The following is a 13,759-nucleotide window of genomic DNA, read 5'->3' as shown; positions in this document are numbered from 1 at the left end:
AAGGAAGCGATTCTTACCCGCTTCCTTTTGTTTTTGACCGTTATTTTAACACATCTTGCAAATCTTTATCTTCAATCTCCACTTTTGCATCTTTTATCAGTTTTTCTACTTTTGATTGTACTTTTGCTGGATCCAATTTGCTTTGTTTTACTTCGAATTCGATTTCCTCTTTCATTTCGTTAAACGGCTTTTTCTCCTCTTTATCCGTCACTTTGATGATATGGTAGCCATAGTCTGTTTTCACCGGATCGCTCACTTGTCCAACTTTTAACTTATAGGCCGCATCTTCAAATTCTTTCACCATTTTTCCAGGTCCAAACCAGCCTAAATCGCCGCCATTCGGTGCTGACCCTGGATCTTGTGAATATTGTTTCGCAAGCTTTGCGAAGTCTTCTCCTTTATCAAGCTTCGCTTTAATTTCTTTTGCTGTCTTTTCGTCTTTTACTAAAATGTGGCTCGCTCTAATTTTCGGTTTATAGTTCTTATAATAGTCTTTTAACTCTTTATCCGTTACTTTTATATCTTCCATTGCTGCTTTTTGCCGCAAAAGATCCAGTTTCACCATATCCCGGATCGCTTTTTCTCCATTTTGCTGAACGGCTAAATCATATTGCGTTCCATACATTTCTTTTAAGTTCTCGATTTCTTTATCGATTTCCTTGTCCGTCACTTTATATTTTTTGCTTAATACTTTTTCATGAACAAGGTCACGAATCACTTCCTTGCCTACGCGGGCCTTCATTTCATTATAAAATTCTTCTTTTGTGATGTTGCCGTCCTTTGTTTTTACAATGACTTCAGAATCGCCGTTATTGCAGGCCGAAAGCCCAAAAACAGCGGCGACGGCTGCAACGATCATCCATTTTCTCATTTGTTCCACAACTCCCACACCAATTTTTTGACAAAAAAAATTACAACAATAACTATAACATATTTTTCATAAAGAAAAAAACTTTTTCCTTTTAGTCATACGCCCATACATGTGTTTTTGCCTTACATATGATGATGATGAAGCATCTGAGGCTGAATTGCTCCTTTTTGAAAGGAGGTGTTACAATGGGCGCACCTTATGCAGGAGGCTTTGCGTTAATTGTTGTGTTGTTTATTTTGTTAATTATTGTTGGATGCTCATGTTTATTCTAATAACCCCTTCCCCTTGTCTACAACACATCTACAAAAAAGCTGGCAGCACAAGCTGTCAGCTTTTTTCTATGTAAATAACACTTCAAAATAGGAAGAAATTAATAAAATCGTAATAAGAACGTTGATTGTTCGAAAAACACTTGGTTGCTTTTCTTCTGGTATTTCCCTTTGCGCGCAAAGGCGAGATGTTAATTGATTAATAAGAAATAAAATAATGACAGCAAGGGGTATAAAGTACACCGTCAAACCTGTTTCCCCTCCTATTCATAATTACTCATTTACTTTACAACGTTTCTTTTTATAAATCAATATGATTTTTACAGAAAAACTCTTCTCCCCTGAAAAAAACTTTTTTATTGGTTGTTTTTCATAAATTAGGTAAAATATACGTAAAAACTTGTCCATTATGTTCGGCAAAAGGAGCGCGCATATGGGAACACTAGAGGAACGAATCGCCAAATTGGAATTCCATCGATCGTTGTTAATGGAAATGGTCGATGAAACAAAAAAACCGTTTTATTATCTTGTTATTAAAGCAAATTTAACAAAAGAAGAAGTAGATGAAGTGCTTGCCCTTTGCGAACAGTTAAGCGAGGAATATGAAAAACAAAAAGCGGAAGGGCTGACGATTTTCACCCCGCTTCTCCTTCATTTCGCGGGAATGCTCCATCCTAGCCTTCCGCTCGAACAGACAGTTGACGCTCTCCTTAAGCAGCAAATGTTTGTCCCCCTAATGACGGAATTGAAAAAGTTAATGAAAACCGTTAGCTAGACTGACTTGTTAGCTCCTTTTCTTTTTCTTGCGATTTCGCGTTTCGTTTCACTAGTTTTCCATCTTGTTCCACGAAATCGTTTTTAATGTTTTCAAACGCTCTCTCAAAAATTTCCATAAAGTCATCGCCATAAATGTTGCGGATGATACACATCATTTCTAAAATTTCTGGAAACTTTCCATATAGCTCGCGCAGCGGCAATGCTCCGTTAAACACCGCGTTTTGCGTTGGATCATACGATTCCATTAATTTCAATAATACTTCTTCTCCTTTTTCTGTCAGTTCAATGTACGTATTGCGTTTATCATCTTGTTTTTTCGAAAAGGAAAGCAAGCCTCTCTCTTCTAATTTTTTTGAAAAATTAAACGCTGTGGATACATGCATCACTCCAAATTTTGCAATTTCCGAAATCGACGCCCCTTTAAAATGATATGCAATCCATAAAATATGATGTTCGTTAATGTTTAAGTCAAATGGTTTAATCCATTGCTGCCAGTCTTTTTCGATCGATTTCCAAAGCGCCTTGCTTAACTGAGCAATTCGTTGGCTAAATAGCATCGCCTCTTTTATAGAATAATTTTGCTCTGTCGTTTTCATCGTTCCACCCACTCTTTCCTCACCGTGTTTTTTACTTTCTATTATGCCAGTAAAATAAAAATTAATAAAGATAAAAATGTTTAATTTTTTTATTTTTGTGACCATTCCCCGCCGTTCATAGCTGTAAGTTAGCCAACATATAGTAAGCATAGGGGGAGAAAGCAATGATATATATGCAATCGTTTTTTTTTATGATTAGTTTCATATTTTTCTGTCTTTTCATAAATACTCTTTTTTCATTAACAAAAGCGAAAATGTATCCACCAAAAATAGTATTAAAACAGCGTGCTTTCAATTATATTGGAATAGCATTTTTTTGCTTTGTCACTGCTTGGCTACTCCGATATGTATAGCGTGATAGCAAAAAACCCGACCAAGATGATGATCGGGTTTTTTGCGATTGTTACGCATGCGCTGTAATGTTCATCCGCTTAAAAATGGACGAGGCAATTGGATAGATAATCACCATCACAATCGTATTAATCACAGCCGCCGGCAATACAACGGTCAGAAATAAAGCAGAAAAAGCTGCCCCGCCTGGCAATCCGACCAACAAAAGCGCAGCGGTTAAAAAGATCGTGCCAGAAATGATCGTGCCGACCGCTGTTAATATTGCGGCAGAAATCACCGTTTGACCATACTTTTTCAAAAGCAACACAAACGCGAAGAATACAAAAGCGGTAATCGTTTTGTCAATGATATTTGGAACTTGTCCCCCCGGGAATCCTGTTGTCATCGCGGAAATAATGCCTGTCACAACTCCAACAAGCCCCACTGCTTTAACATTCGGAAACAACAAAATAGCCAAAAACATCATTGTCAGCATCATGTCCGGCTTCATCCCAAAGAAAATTCCTGGAATGACCGCGTGCAATACCGCACCAATTCCGACTAACAATGCCAATGAAACTAGTACTCTCGTATTCATGCTCATCTCTCCTCATCTATTCTTTCCTAAGCTCCTCTAATAGTGCATTTGCACCTATTACGAGAATCTTTCTACCATTATATCACTTTGCAGTATGAAAGTGAAGTAGAAATTTTCAGTTAAATTTCCGATAGAAATCATTCATAAATTCCGCTAACGCTTCACACGCTTCAAGCGGCACGGCATTATAAATCGATGCACGGCAGCCCCCAACAGAACGATGGCCGGCTAGTCCAACAAATCCTTTCTCTTTTGCCTCCGCCAAAAATTTCTTCGTTAATTCTTCATTTGGCAGCCTAAATGTCACGTTCATAAGCGAACGGCTGTCCTTTTCCGCATGTGGGGCATAAAACCCATTGCTTGCATCAATCGCTTCGTATACGACAGCCGCTTTTTCTTTATTGCGTGCTTCGATCGCTTTCACACCGCCTTCTTCCTCGACCCATTCGAGCACAAGAGAAAGCATATAAATCGCAAACGTTGGCGGCGTATTGTATAATGAATTACTTGAGCTGTACGTGCGGTAATCGAGCATCGTCGGCAAGTTATCCGGAATGCGCTCCAATAAGTCATTGCGGATAATTACCACCGTCACGCCGGACGGCCCAAGATTTTTTTGCGCCCCCGCATAAATTAATGCAAATTGCCCAACATTGATTTCCCTGCTTAAAATATCGCTCGACATATCGGCAATAAGATCAACTGGCAAATCCGGGAATTCATGCCATTGTGTGCCGAAAATCGTATTGTTGGAGGTAATATGTAAATACGCTGCGTTTTCGGAAAGCTGAATGTCTTCCGGATGCGGAATGTACGTATAATTCGCTTCTTTGCTTGATGCGGCGATATGAGTTTTCCCAACCTTCTTTGCCTCTTTCAGCGCTTTTTCCGACCACGATCCTGTTAACACGTAATTAGCGACATGGTCTTTTCCAAGCAAATTCATTGGCACCATCGAAAACTGCAGGCTCGCTCCGCCTTGTAAAAACAAGACGTCATGGGTATCAGGAATGTTCATCAGCCGTTTCAGCCGCTCTTTGGCGCTGTTGTGCACCGCATCGTATTCTTTGCTGCGATGGCTCAGCTCCATCACGGACATCCCTGTATTTTGAAAATTAAGCAATTCCGCTTGCGCCCGCTCTAATACCGGAAGCGGCAACGCTGACGGTCCCGCGTTGAAATTATACGCCCGTTTCATTTTTTCATCCCCCATTTTATTTCTTTAATGAATAAGAGAGTTAATATTATCCTAACACGAATTCCGAAAAAATAAAGGGAATTTTTCAAAAAATAAAGTCCTTGTTGGCTACAAGGACTTCGCTTGCTGGCGCCGCTCCCGCTCCTTTCGGATGCGCTCCATATAAATTTCTCCCTCTTTTTCAATAAATGCTTCATCGATTTCTCTCTCTTTCGCTGCTGTTCTTACTGCCATGTAACCGCTAAAAATAATTCCCGCAACAACTAAATAAATCCACCATGGCATGCTAAGCATTAACATCCCCCTTTTTCTGGCTTGTCTTACTAAACTATACGCACAAAATCAATGATCTATGCATAAAGAAAGAGGCGGAAAATACCGCCTCTTTCGTATTGTGCAATGCTTATTCTTTTTTTTCTTTGCTTGCTGCTTTCAGGGCTTATGAATAATGCAAGAAGCCCACTGCCTTAGCCGTTGGGAAGAAGGCTTTATGATGTCCCCCCTCTTTCTTGCATTAAAACAGAAGAGAAAATTGGTTTATAAAATGAACGATTCTCTAATGCATAAATTCGTTCCGTAAACTCACCCGGCTTTACTTTTTCAAGCGCCCGGTCGATCATATTCATTTTCGCATCCAAATTGTCAATGTAATGAAGAATTTCTGCTTCTTTCACCATTGGCGGCTTCGGACTGCCCCATTCCGCTTTTCCGTGATGGGAAAGCACCATATGTTGCAGCACGATGATTTCTTCGCCGCTGATGCCAAGATGTTCAGCAGCTTTGCTGATTTCGCCTACCATAATCGGAATATGTCCAAGCAGCTTGCCTTCGAGCGTATACGAAGCGGACACTGGGCCAGACAGCTCAATTACCTTGCCAAGGTCATGTAAAATCACGCCAGCGTATAATAAATCTCTATTCAATGACGGATATAAATTCACAAGCGCTTTTGCCAATTCTAACATCGACACGACATGGTACGCCAATCCGGAAATAAATTCATGGTGGTTTTTCGTCGCCGCCGGATAGTCAAAAAATTTCTGTTCGTATTTTTTTAATAAATAGCGCGTAATCCGCTGAATATTTGGATTTTGCATTGCAAATATGTATTCTGTAATTTTTTCCATCATGTCTTCGCGTTTCATTGGGGCCGTCTCGAGAAAATCGGATACACGGACAGCATCCCCTTCGTGAGCGAGACGAATCGAGCGGATTTTCAGCTGCATTTTGCCTCGGTAATTATGAATGTCGCCCAATACTTTAACAATGCTTTCCGGCACGTAGACACTTTCATCTTCCGGAGACACATCCCATAGTTTCGCTTCAATATCTCCAGTTTTGTCTTGCAAAATCAATGTTAAAAACGGTTTCCCGTTACTAGCGATTCCTTTTGTCACCGATTTAATGAGCAAATACACATCGACTTGCTCGCCAACCTCATAATGAACAATTCCTTTCGCCAACCTTTTCCCTCCGTTTCCGTATTTGCGTATAGTTAAGTATACCACATGTGTGCAAAACACAAAAAGAAAACCTTGCCTTAGGCAAGGCCTTACTTTTTCGTCAATTGCACCGCTTTTTTCATATCTTTCAGTGAACCAGATTTTCCGTACATGAGCACTCCGCCGCGATACACCTTCGATCCGAAAAAGGCAAGCAAGCCAATCGTAGCGATTAATAAAACAAGGCTGAGCACCACTTCCCAAAATGGAACAGGCAGTAACCCAACACGCAAAAACATAATCATTGGCGCGAAAAACGGAATGAATGATGTCACCGTAATAAAGGACGACTCTGGAGCGTTTAAGCCAAACATCGCGATCATAAACGCAGCAATGACAACAATCATCACCGGCATAATCATTTGCTGTACGTCTTCCACGCGGCTGACGAGCGAACCAAGCACGGCAAATAATGTCGCATATAAGAAATAGCCTAAAAGGAAGAAAATAATCGCATACACAAATGTCGAGACAGGAAGATGATCAAAACCGAGAAATTTCCACAATTCTTGCCCGCTGCTTTTCAGCGCTGTGAAGCCAACCGCAAATAAAATCGCAAACTGTGTTAAGCTAAGAAGCGCAACCCCTAGGATTTTCCCGAACAGCTGCTGGATCGGGTGAACGCTTGATACCAAAATTTCCATGACGCGCGACGACTTTTCCGTCGCCACCTCTGTGGAAATCATGCCGCCGTACATGAGAACAAACATGTACATCGCAAACAGCAGCACGTAAACGAGAACGCGCGCCTGATTCAACTCTTCCTCCGTTTTCGCGTTTTTTTCCAATGCCACTTTTTCAAACGGAACCGGTTCATATAGCTGTGCAATCTGCTCTTGTTTAAGACCGAGTTTTGCTGTTGCCAGCGTTGTTTTCAGCTGCTGGAGAGCTTGCTCAAGCTCGCTTGACGTATCGTTGTCGGCAATCGTGTTCGCGTAATATGCTGCTTTCGGCAGCTGCTTCTCATCAGCGGAAACTACGAGGAGCGCATCCCACTTGCCATTGCGGACGGCCTCCTTTGCCTTTTCTTCCAGACCGGTCACCTTCTTTAACTTGAGATCATCGTGTTTTCCCTGTTTTAGCTGTGCCTCAAGCGGTTCGTAAAACGCTCCCGTTGTATCGATGACCGCCACCGTTGTTTTTTCATCCTTTGTAAAAAATTCAATAATATGCTGGATGTTGGCCATCGCAAAGACAAAGAGACTCGTAATAATCGTTGTGATGATAAACGATTTCGCTTTCAGCTTTGTCGTATACGTATGCCAAAGTACAATCCAAAACTTATTCATACGCCGCACCTACTTTTTCAATGAAAATATCGTTTAACGAAGGCTCTTCTAGCGCAAACTTGCGAATAAATCCTTTGTTGGCAATATGGGAAAGAATTTTTTGCGACACGTCTTCGTTTTCGATTTGCAAATGCACGCCTTCCGCTGTCCGCTTCATTTTGACAACCCCTGGGAACTCCGCCAGCTCATCAAGCGGCATATCAGCATGAATAATAATGTTCTTTTTGCCAAAAGACCGCTTCACTTCTTTCAATGATCCGTATACGACCGGCCGACCGCGGTGCATAATGCAAAGATGCTCGCACAACTCTTCGACATGCTCCATACGATGGCTCGAAAAGACAATCGTCGTTCCATTGTTTTTTAAATCGATGACCGCTTCTTTTAACAGCTCGACATTGACCGGATCGAGCCCACTAAACGGCTCGTCTAAGATTAATAGCTTCGGCTTATGCAACACGGCGGCGATAAATTGAATTTTTTGCTGATTCCCTTTCGACAGTTCCTCAACCCGCTTGTCCGCGTACTCCGGCACGTTAAACCGTTCAAGCCACGCTTCCATTTCTTTTATAATCGCTGCTTTATCCATGCCGCGCAGCCTGCCTAAATAAATAAGCTGATCTTTTACTTTCAGTTTCGGGTACAGACCGCGCTCTTCCGGCAAATAACCGATGAGATGGCTTTTCGAGTAGTCGATTTTTTCTCCATTCCACGTAATCGTTCCTTCCGTTGGTTCCAGCAAGCCTAAAATCATGCGAAACGTTGTCGTCTTTCCCGCCCCGTTCGCGCCAAGAAATCCGAACAAGTTTCCTTCCGGAATCGTTAACGTGACATCGTTGACCGCAGTCACTGTGCCAAACCGCTTTGTCACATGCGCTAACTGTAACGACATTCTCACTCCCCCAATTTTAGATAAAATTTCCACTAAATCATACACGTTTATCATAGCGAAAAGTTTCATCATTTAGAAGGAATTTTTTTAAAAATAGCAAAATAATAATATGAATCACCATTCAGCAAAGGGGGGGACTACTATGCCAACATATATATTAACAGCATTCGACAAAAGTGGAGAAAAACTGTTGGACGAAACGTTCGAAGCCGCGAACGATGAAGAAGCAAAAAAAATCGGCGAACAAAAATTGCGCGAACATAACTGCCACGATAAAACGCACCGCTGTGTAACATCAAGCGGAAAGCTGATTTTATTCCACCGTTGACACGAATAAAGCCCGGTTGCCGAAAGCAATCGGGTTTTGAACAGAAAGGACGGGAAAAACAAGGAAAGATATGCATAAAACGCAGCAGGCGGAACAGCTTCACCATGATGAGGACAAAGTCTTTGCACCTACCGAAGACTTACAAAGGATCGAAGGAGGCGTATGGAATCAAAAGAGCTTTCGCCCGGATTCACGAGAACATCCGCTGGAAGCCCACTGCTTTAGCTGTGGGAGGAAGGCGGGGTTTATATTTTCAGTATATATTGAATTTTTCGTTCAATATAAGTACACTGGATTTAGAAAGGTAGGTGAATCAAGAATGCTCTGCACTCTCAAGATTAAATTAATGCCAACTCTTGAACAGTTTCATGCGCTGCTGGAAACAATGAAACGGTTTAACCAAGCATGCAACTATATTAGCGAGATTGCTTTTCGCTCCAGAACCTTTTCCAAAACGAAAATCCAGCGTCTTTGACAGACCGTCAAGGGATCAGTTTTGTTGTCGAGCTTGTGGGTACGCTGCCCCTGCCGACAACGTGGCTGCGGAAAACATCCGCAGGGCTGCTGTCAACCAGCCGAACGCGGCAGCCAATTAGGCTAGTTGCAAGCCCACGGCTTTAGCCGTTGGGTAGTTGACTGCTGTGATCCCTATCCAAACAACGTTTCCAGCATTTTCAGTTTTTCGTTCGTGTAATGGACAAAATTTTCGTTATACACCTTCGGTTCTTTCGGATTGGCAAAGCGGGTAATTTTTCGAGTCTTCGGATCGACAAACTTGCTGGACGCGCCGCAGCCAAGCCCGATAATCGACTGTTGTTCTTCCATAATCATAATGTTGTAAATGCTTTCTTTTCCCGGCAAGGCATATCCGACGTTTTCGAGGTTGCCGAGAATGTTTTTTTGCCGATACAAATAGTACGGAACATAGCCGTGCCGCTTCGTCCACTCTTGGGCCGCTTTCATCATTTCGCTGATTTCGTCGCGGTCGGCGACTTTGTATTTCGCTTTGTTTTTTGTCATTTCCGACGCTCGTTTAAACGAAAGCGTATGCACCGTTAACGACTCCGGCATGAGTTTTTCCGTTTGCGCCAATGTATAGGAAAATTCTTTTGTTCCTTCCCCCGGAAGCCCGATAATTAAATCCATGTTAATGTTGTTCATGCCCATCTCGCGAGCGAGATGAAACTTTTCAATCGTTTCGTCTACCGTATGGTGACGGCCGATTGCTTTTAGCGTTTCCTGAATGTAAGACTGTGGGTTAATGCTGATGCGATCGATGTTCCACTTTTTAAGCACATTCAGTTTCTCTGGTGTGATCGTGTCCGGACGCCCCGCCTCGACCGTGATTTCGCGGACACGCTCGACATTTGGGAACGACTGATACATTTCCGCATACAGCCGGTCCATTTCTTCGGCGGTGATGCTTGTTGGCGTGCCGCCGCCGTAATAAATTGTCGTAATGTTGATGCCGCGCTCTTTTAAAAAGCGGCCGACTTCCCGCATTTCGTAATGCAACCCAGCTAAAAAGGCATCGACGGAACCTTGGCGCCCGCCAATCGCATACGCTGGAAACGTACAATACGCGCATTTCGTCGGGCAAAACGGAATGCCGATATAAATGCTTACTTCATGGGCGAGGTCATATAAATCTGGCACGACTGTAAGCTGGCGGTCGACGATTTCCTGCATCAGCTCAATTTTTTCTTCTGTTACTAAATAATCATCGCGAAGCTGACGGTGCGCTTCCTCTTTTGAAAGACCGGAACGCAGCTTTTGATGCAACAGTTTTACCGGACGTATTCCTGTCAACACTCCCCATTGTTGAATCAGACCGGTATATTGCTGCAATAACGTCAAATATACATGAAACACCGTATATTTTATTTGTTTGAAACGATCTTTCTCCTCAAGATAGCCGGATACGTCTTTTTCATGATCCGCTTCATATTTATTTCCCGTTAATTTTTCCGTCAATATTCCATGCACATGAACACGCTTGTCGCCGTTTATCGAAAGCGCAACTGCTATATCTGCGTCGTGAACCGATTCAAATACCAGCTCATATTCTTCGAAAAATAATCCTGTGATTACCTCCAACGGACGTTGAAACCGCTCGACATCATGTAATCCTTGAATTTGAACGCGCAATGACATCACCTTTCCCAGTCAAGCTTATTTAAGTGTACAGAAGGCAATTCGCTCTCGTCAAGTAGCGAGATTCGCCAATGAAAAAGCTGGGACCATCCATCCCAGCTTTCCTTTTATCGTTTTATTTTTAATTTCCGCAGAAATTCCGGTCGCAGCTGCTTGCGGAAATGTTCTTTAATCATGTAGGCGACACCGAGCTGTTCGTTCGAACGTGTCACCCAGTCAGCTGCTTTTTTCACTTCCACTGGCGCATTTCCCATTGCGACTCCTAGACCAACAGCTTCAATCGCTGGCATGTCGTCGAGACCATCGCCGATTACAACCATTTCTTTTAAAGAAATCCCTAAATGATTGCCAAGGCGCTGCAATCCTGCGAGTTTTGACACGCCCTGCGGTACAATTTCCATCTTTTCGTTTGGGTGCATAATCATATCAATGGTCGGGAACGCTTTTGCTAATACCGACATGGCCTCATTCCTTTCTCGTTCGTTGGCAAAATAGACATCGATTTTCGGAACAGCCACTGGTTCATCCATCAATATATTGCCGAGCGAATCGACAAACTGCGTCGGATAAAAAAACGGATCGCCTGATGATAACACCGTTTTTACGACTAAATTTTTTTGCACTTTGTTCCGATTGCCGATCGAATAGCGCTCATGCATCAATCGAATGTTGCAATTGTAATTTTCAAGCACCTGCACAATGTTAAATGTCCGTTCTTCTGGAATAAGCGCTTCAAATATTTTTTCCTTTAGTGATTTTCCGATTATTGCACCTTGAAACGTGATCAATTCGCTATCCAATTTTAACGCTTTTGCGACTTTCCGTGCCGCGAGCAAATTTCGGCTCGTCATTAACGTCACGTAAACTCCTTTTCGTTTCACATATTCTACTGCTTCTTTTGTTTCCCTTTGCAGGCGGCCGTTGTTTTTTAAAATCGTTCCATCAATATTGAGAGCAAGCAATTTGTACATCGCTGTCTCCCCCTTTTCGAAAAAGTTGAATCTTGCCCCTCTTTGCGTTCGGCGTTTTTTTCTTTTTGAATTGTTTCGCCTCCGCTTTTCTTCCCTGTCTAGCTTCGGCTCGCAACCGCTCGGGGTCAAATAACCTTCGCCTTCGGGGCGACAAGCACCCCTGCAGGCGAAGAACATTTGCCCGTCGCGGTTAAGCAGCTCGCCTCCGCTTTTCTTCCTATCACTTCATAGCTATGATAAAACGGACAAAAAAAGAACACCCAATACGAGTGTTCACATTTATTCTGCGAATGAACGATATAGTTCCTCTAGCGGTTTCATCGTGATTTGTTGAATATCGGATAATACCATGCTCATTCGTTGTTCAAGCGTCATCAGCTGGGCAAGCTTTTCGTTTTGCTGGGTGAGCGCCATCGCTTTTTGCGCTTGCTCGATTTCTTCCGGTAAAATTTCAGCACCAGTCATCTGTTTTTCATGAAGGCGCATTTGCAAATTGCGGAAATTCGTAAATAGGCGATACGCGGTTTCGTCGCGGCGCACCGCTTCGTACGCCTGCTTTAATTGTTGAAAATCACTGCTTGTACGGATTGCCTGCTCCAGCTGTTCGGCAAGGACATAGAGTTGATTGGACATAAAAAAGCCTCCTATAAAAAAGTAACGTATCACTATCATAACGTATGCGCCGAGAAAAAGCGATATGACTAACAAAAATTTGATAATCCGGACGGAACAGCATTTTGATTTCAAGTGTGTTTGTCACTCCACCGACCATCAAATCATCCCATGTTTCTCTCCTTTCACGTATGTTTTGCAATCACCAATATTAGGCGAAAATCATACGATACGATATGAAATAGAGTTTGTGTAACGAAAGCACAAATGAGGGAGAACAATGAACCACCCCCAAGCTATCGCCGTAATGACCGAAATTTTTCATACGGACTCACATGTTCACTTTGGATCCATACATGAATTTTGCAAGGAATTAGCGGAATATAGCAAGCAACATCACCTAACTTTATACGTTACATCTTTATCGATGTATTTAGAAAATGAACGAATTGGCTATCAGTGGATCAATGGAGAATGGACAAAAACGGAAGTACCGCCTGCAAAAGTGATCTATAACCGCATTCATTCACGAAAAACAGAATTAACCAGCTTATTTGAACGTCTTATCCAAAAGCTAAAAGATGAACATGTTCTTATGTTTAATCACCGTTTTTTGCATAAATGGGAAGTGCACGAATGTTTAATGAGCCATCCGTACTTGCATCCGTATTTGCCAAAAACGGAGTTATTCACAAAGAAACAAATGCTCGACGACTTTCTTGAACAATTTCCTGTCGTTTTTATTAAACCAATTTACGGCAGCCAAGGACGCCATATTTTGCGCATTGAAAAAACGGAAGGCAAGTTTCGCTTTGACTATTCCACGTTCATGAAAGATACGATGCAACAATATCCTTCTACTTCCGCCCTGTTTGCGGTCTTGAAAGAACGAATAAAGCTGGCATCCATCATTCAGCAAGGCATTGCCCTCCAGACGATGGAAGGACGTCTCGTTGATTTTCGGCTATCATGCCACCGCATTCATGACAGCGAATGGCGCGTAACATCCGCTATCGCACGCGTCGCCCAGCAAGAACAATTTGTCGCCAATCTTGCCCGCGGCGGGGAAATCGTTTCAATAGATGAGGTATTGCGGAAATGGTATGAACAAAACAGAGCGTTCCAGCAAAAAATGCTGTTAAAAGAAATCGCGCTCGAAACAGCTTCCGTATTAGCAAATGAAGCCGACGGATTATATGGAGAGTTCGGCATTGATTTAGCGATCGACCAAGAAAACAAACCATGGATTATCGAAGTAAACACAAAACCATCCAAACAGACCGATATGGCAATGTCAAATCGCCTTATTCGGCCTTCCGCTAAAGCGATTATTGACTATTGTTTATCGCTTATCGAGCAAAAGGAGTGAGTA

At 42.5% G+C, this 13,759-nt stretch carries 17 protein-coding genes and 1 pseudogene; 6 read left to right on the top strand and 12 right to left on the bottom strand.

Features of this window, described 5'->3' with window-relative positions:
- Window positions 1-40: 40 nt before the first annotated feature.
- Complete coding sequence (locus tag B9L23_RS03795; protein WP_089096902.1) at window positions 41-871, bottom strand: peptidylprolyl isomerase; 831 nt, start codon at window positions 869-871, stop codon at window positions 41-43.
- A 185-nt stretch (window positions 872-1,056) separates the two neighbouring features.
- On the opposite strand from B9L23_RS03795, the gene B9L23_RS03790 reads away from it, so the two are divergent.
- Window positions 1,057-1,143 carry a YjcZ family sporulation protein gene (locus tag B9L23_RS03790; RefSeq protein WP_073967926.1) on the top strand — a complete coding sequence of 29 codons (87 nt, stop codon included), beginning with the start codon at window positions 1,057-1,059 and terminating at the stop codon, window positions 1,141-1,143.
- 66 nt (window positions 1,144-1,209) lie between these two features.
- Here B9L23_RS03790 and B9L23_RS03785 read toward each other — a convergent pair whose 3' ends face one another.
- Window positions 1,210-1,389 (bottom strand): hypothetical protein, encoded by a 180-nt coding sequence (locus B9L23_RS03785; protein ID WP_012749337.1) that lies wholly within the window; start codon window positions 1,387-1,389, stop codon window positions 1,210-1,212.
- 184 nt (window positions 1,390-1,573) lie between these two features.
- Between B9L23_RS03785 and B9L23_RS03780 the strand changes: the two genes are divergently transcribed.
- Window positions 1,574-1,915 carry a YhaI family protein gene (locus tag B9L23_RS03780; RefSeq protein ID WP_012749336.1) on the top strand — a complete coding sequence of 114 codons (342 nt, stop codon included), beginning with the start codon at window positions 1,574-1,576 and terminating at the stop codon, window positions 1,913-1,915.
- Here the strand turns inward: B9L23_RS03780 and B9L23_RS03775 are convergent.
- Entirely contained in the window at window positions 1,908-2,513 is a 606-nt protein-coding gene (locus B9L23_RS03775; RefSeq protein WP_012749335.1) for an HTH-type transcriptional regulator Hpr, read from the bottom strand. The genes B9L23_RS03780 and B9L23_RS03775 overlap by 8 nt on opposite strands.
- 164 nt (window positions 2,514-2,677) lie before the next feature.
- On the opposite strand from B9L23_RS03775, the gene yhzF reads away from it, so the two are divergent.
- The gene (gene yhzF, locus B9L23_RS21830) at window positions 2,678-2,866 is read left to right on the top strand and encodes a membrane protein YhzF (RefSeq protein ID WP_089096901.1); all 189 of its coding nucleotides are present in this window, start codon (window positions 2,678-2,680) and stop codon (window positions 2,864-2,866) included.
- 50 nt (window positions 2,867-2,916) lie between these two features.
- On the opposite strand, the gene B9L23_RS03765 is transcribed toward yhzF, so the two are convergent.
- From B9L23_RS03765 to B9L23_RS03740, 6 genes are all read right to left on the bottom strand, one after another.
- A complete protein-coding gene (locus B9L23_RS03765; protein ID WP_012749334.1) occupies window positions 2,917-3,441 on the bottom strand; it encodes a tryptophan transporter in 525 nt (174 codons plus the stop codon).
- 115 nt (window positions 3,442-3,556) lie between these two features.
- A complete protein-coding gene (gene serC, locus B9L23_RS03760; protein WP_012749333.1) occupies window positions 3,557-4,639 on the bottom strand; it encodes a 3-phosphoserine/phosphohydroxythreonine transaminase in 1,083 nt (360 codons plus the stop codon).
- Window positions 4,640-4,747: 108 nt separating this feature from the next.
- Window positions 4,748-4,933 (bottom strand): sporulation YhaL family protein, encoded by a 186-nt coding sequence (locus tag B9L23_RS03755; protein WP_012749332.1) that lies wholly within the window; start codon window positions 4,931-4,933, stop codon window positions 4,748-4,750.
- Between the two features lie 194 nt (window positions 4,934-5,127).
- On the bottom strand, window positions 5,128-6,102 hold the full coding sequence (yhaM, locus tag B9L23_RS03750) for a 3'-5' exoribonuclease YhaM (protein WP_062753915.1): 975 nt from the start codon (window positions 6,100-6,102) through the stop codon (window positions 5,128-5,130).
- An 89-nt stretch (window positions 6,103-6,191) separates the two neighbouring features.
- Entirely contained in the window at window positions 6,192-7,430 is a 1,239-nt protein-coding gene (locus tag B9L23_RS03745) for an ABC transporter permease (protein ID WP_089096900.1), read from the bottom strand.
- Window positions 7,423-8,322 carry an ABC transporter ATP-binding protein gene (locus B9L23_RS03740; RefSeq protein WP_012749329.1) on the bottom strand — a complete coding sequence of 300 codons (900 nt, stop codon included), beginning with the start codon at window positions 8,320-8,322 and terminating at the stop codon, window positions 7,423-7,425. The genes B9L23_RS03745 and B9L23_RS03740 overlap by 8 nt, the downstream gene beginning before the upstream one ends.
- Window positions 8,323-8,464: 142 nt before the next feature.
- On the opposite strand from B9L23_RS03740, the gene B9L23_RS03735 reads away from it, so the two are divergent.
- Together B9L23_RS03735 and B9L23_RS19850 are read left to right on the top strand one after the other, a co-directional pair.
- Entirely contained in the window at window positions 8,465-8,650 is a 186-nt protein-coding gene (locus B9L23_RS03735) for a YhzD family protein (protein ID WP_012749328.1), read from the top strand.
- Between the two features lie 319 nt (window positions 8,651-8,969).
- Window positions 8,970-9,122 (top strand): annotated as a pseudogene (locus B9L23_RS19850) (RNA-guided endonuclease TnpB family protein); the annotation flags it as partial.
- A gap of 176 nt (window positions 9,123-9,298) precedes the next feature.
- Here B9L23_RS19850 and B9L23_RS03725 read toward each other — a convergent pair.
- From B9L23_RS03725 to B9L23_RS03715, 3 genes are all read right to left on the bottom strand, one after another.
- Entirely contained in the window at window positions 9,299-10,804 is a 1,506-nt protein-coding gene (locus B9L23_RS03725) for a coproporphyrinogen III oxidase (protein ID WP_012749327.1), read from the bottom strand.
- A gap of 107 nt (window positions 10,805-10,911) precedes the next feature.
- The gene (locus B9L23_RS03720; RefSeq protein WP_012749326.1) at window positions 10,912-11,775 is read right to left on the bottom strand and encodes a Cof-type HAD-IIB family hydrolase; all 864 of its coding nucleotides are present in this window, start codon (window positions 11,773-11,775) and stop codon (window positions 10,912-10,914) included.
- Between the two features lie 279 nt (window positions 11,776-12,054).
- A complete protein-coding gene (locus tag B9L23_RS03715) occupies window positions 12,055-12,408 on the bottom strand; it encodes a YlbF/YmcA family competence regulator (protein ID WP_012749325.1) in 354 nt (117 codons plus the stop codon).
- 259 nt (window positions 12,409-12,667) lie between these two features.
- On the opposite strand from B9L23_RS03715, the gene B9L23_RS03710 reads away from it, so the two are divergent.
- A complete protein-coding gene (locus B9L23_RS03710) occupies window positions 12,668-13,756 on the top strand; it encodes a YheC/YheD family endospore coat-associated protein (protein ID WP_081188648.1) in 1,089 nt (362 codons plus the stop codon).
- The last annotated feature ends 3 nt before the right edge of the window (window positions 13,757-13,759 follow it).

The organism is Parageobacillus galactosidasius, assembly GCF_002217735.1.
GTDB lineage: Bacteria > Bacillota > Bacilli > Bacillales > Anoxybacillaceae > Parageobacillus_B > Parageobacillus_B toebii.
The sequence above is the reverse complement of the archived record's forward strand: the minus strand, read 5'-3'. Positions and strand labels throughout refer to the sequence as shown.

What these genes read in the sequence shown, in the direction of transcription:
- B9L23_RS03795 (WP_089096902.1), bottom strand. Translation starts at nt 871, where the DNA reads ATGAGAAAATGGATGATCGTTGCAGCCGTCGCCGCTGTTTTTGGGCTT.
- B9L23_RS03790 (WP_073967926.1), top strand. Translation starts at nt 1,057, where the DNA reads ATGGGCGCACCTTATGCAGGAGGCTTTGCGTTAATTGTTGTGTTGTTT.
- B9L23_RS03780 (WP_012749336.1), top strand. Translation starts at nt 1,574, where the DNA reads ATGGGAACACTAGAGGAACGAATCGCCAAATTGGAATTCCATCGATCG.
- B9L23_RS03775 (WP_012749335.1), bottom strand. Translation starts at nt 2,513, where the DNA reads ATGAAAACGACAGAGCAAAATTATTCTATAAAAGAGGCGATGCTATTT.
- yhzF (WP_089096901.1), top strand. Translation starts at nt 2,678, where the DNA reads ATGATATATATGCAATCGTTTTTTTTTATGATTAGTTTCATATTTTTC.
- B9L23_RS03765 (WP_012749334.1), bottom strand. Translation starts at nt 3,441, where the DNA reads ATGAATACGAGAGTACTAGTTTCATTGGCATTGTTAGTCGGAATTGGT.
- serC (WP_012749333.1), bottom strand. Translation starts at nt 4,639, where the DNA reads ATGAAACGGGCGTATAATTTCAACGCGGGACCGTCAGCGTTGCCGCTT.
- B9L23_RS03755 (WP_012749332.1), bottom strand. Translation starts at nt 4,933, where the DNA reads ATGCTTAGCATGCCATGGTGGATTTATTTAGTTGTTGCGGGAATTATT.
- B9L23_RS03745 (WP_089096900.1), bottom strand. Translation starts at nt 7,430, where the DNA reads ATGAATAAGTTTTGGATTGTACTTTGGCATACGTATACGACAAAGCTG.
- B9L23_RS03740 (WP_012749329.1), bottom strand. Translation starts at nt 8,322, where the DNA reads ATGTCGTTACAGTTAGCGCATGTGACAAAGCGGTTTGGCACAGTGACT.
- B9L23_RS03735 (WP_012749328.1), top strand. Translation starts at nt 8,465, where the DNA reads ATGCCAACATATATATTAACAGCATTCGACAAAAGTGGAGAAAAACTG.
- B9L23_RS03725 (WP_012749327.1), bottom strand. Translation starts at nt 10,804, where the DNA reads ATGTCATTGCGCGTTCAAATTCAAGGATTACATGATGTCGAGCGGTTT.
- B9L23_RS03720 (WP_012749326.1), bottom strand. Translation starts at nt 11,775, where the DNA reads ATGTACAAATTGCTTGCTCTCAATATTGATGGAACGATTTTAAAAAAC.
- B9L23_RS03715 (WP_012749325.1), bottom strand. Translation starts at nt 12,408, where the DNA reads ATGTCCAATCAACTCTATGTCCTTGCCGAACAGCTGGAGCAGGCAATC.
- B9L23_RS03710 (WP_081188648.1), top strand. Translation starts at nt 12,668, where the DNA reads ATGAACCACCCCCAAGCTATCGCCGTAATGACCGAAATTTTTCATACG.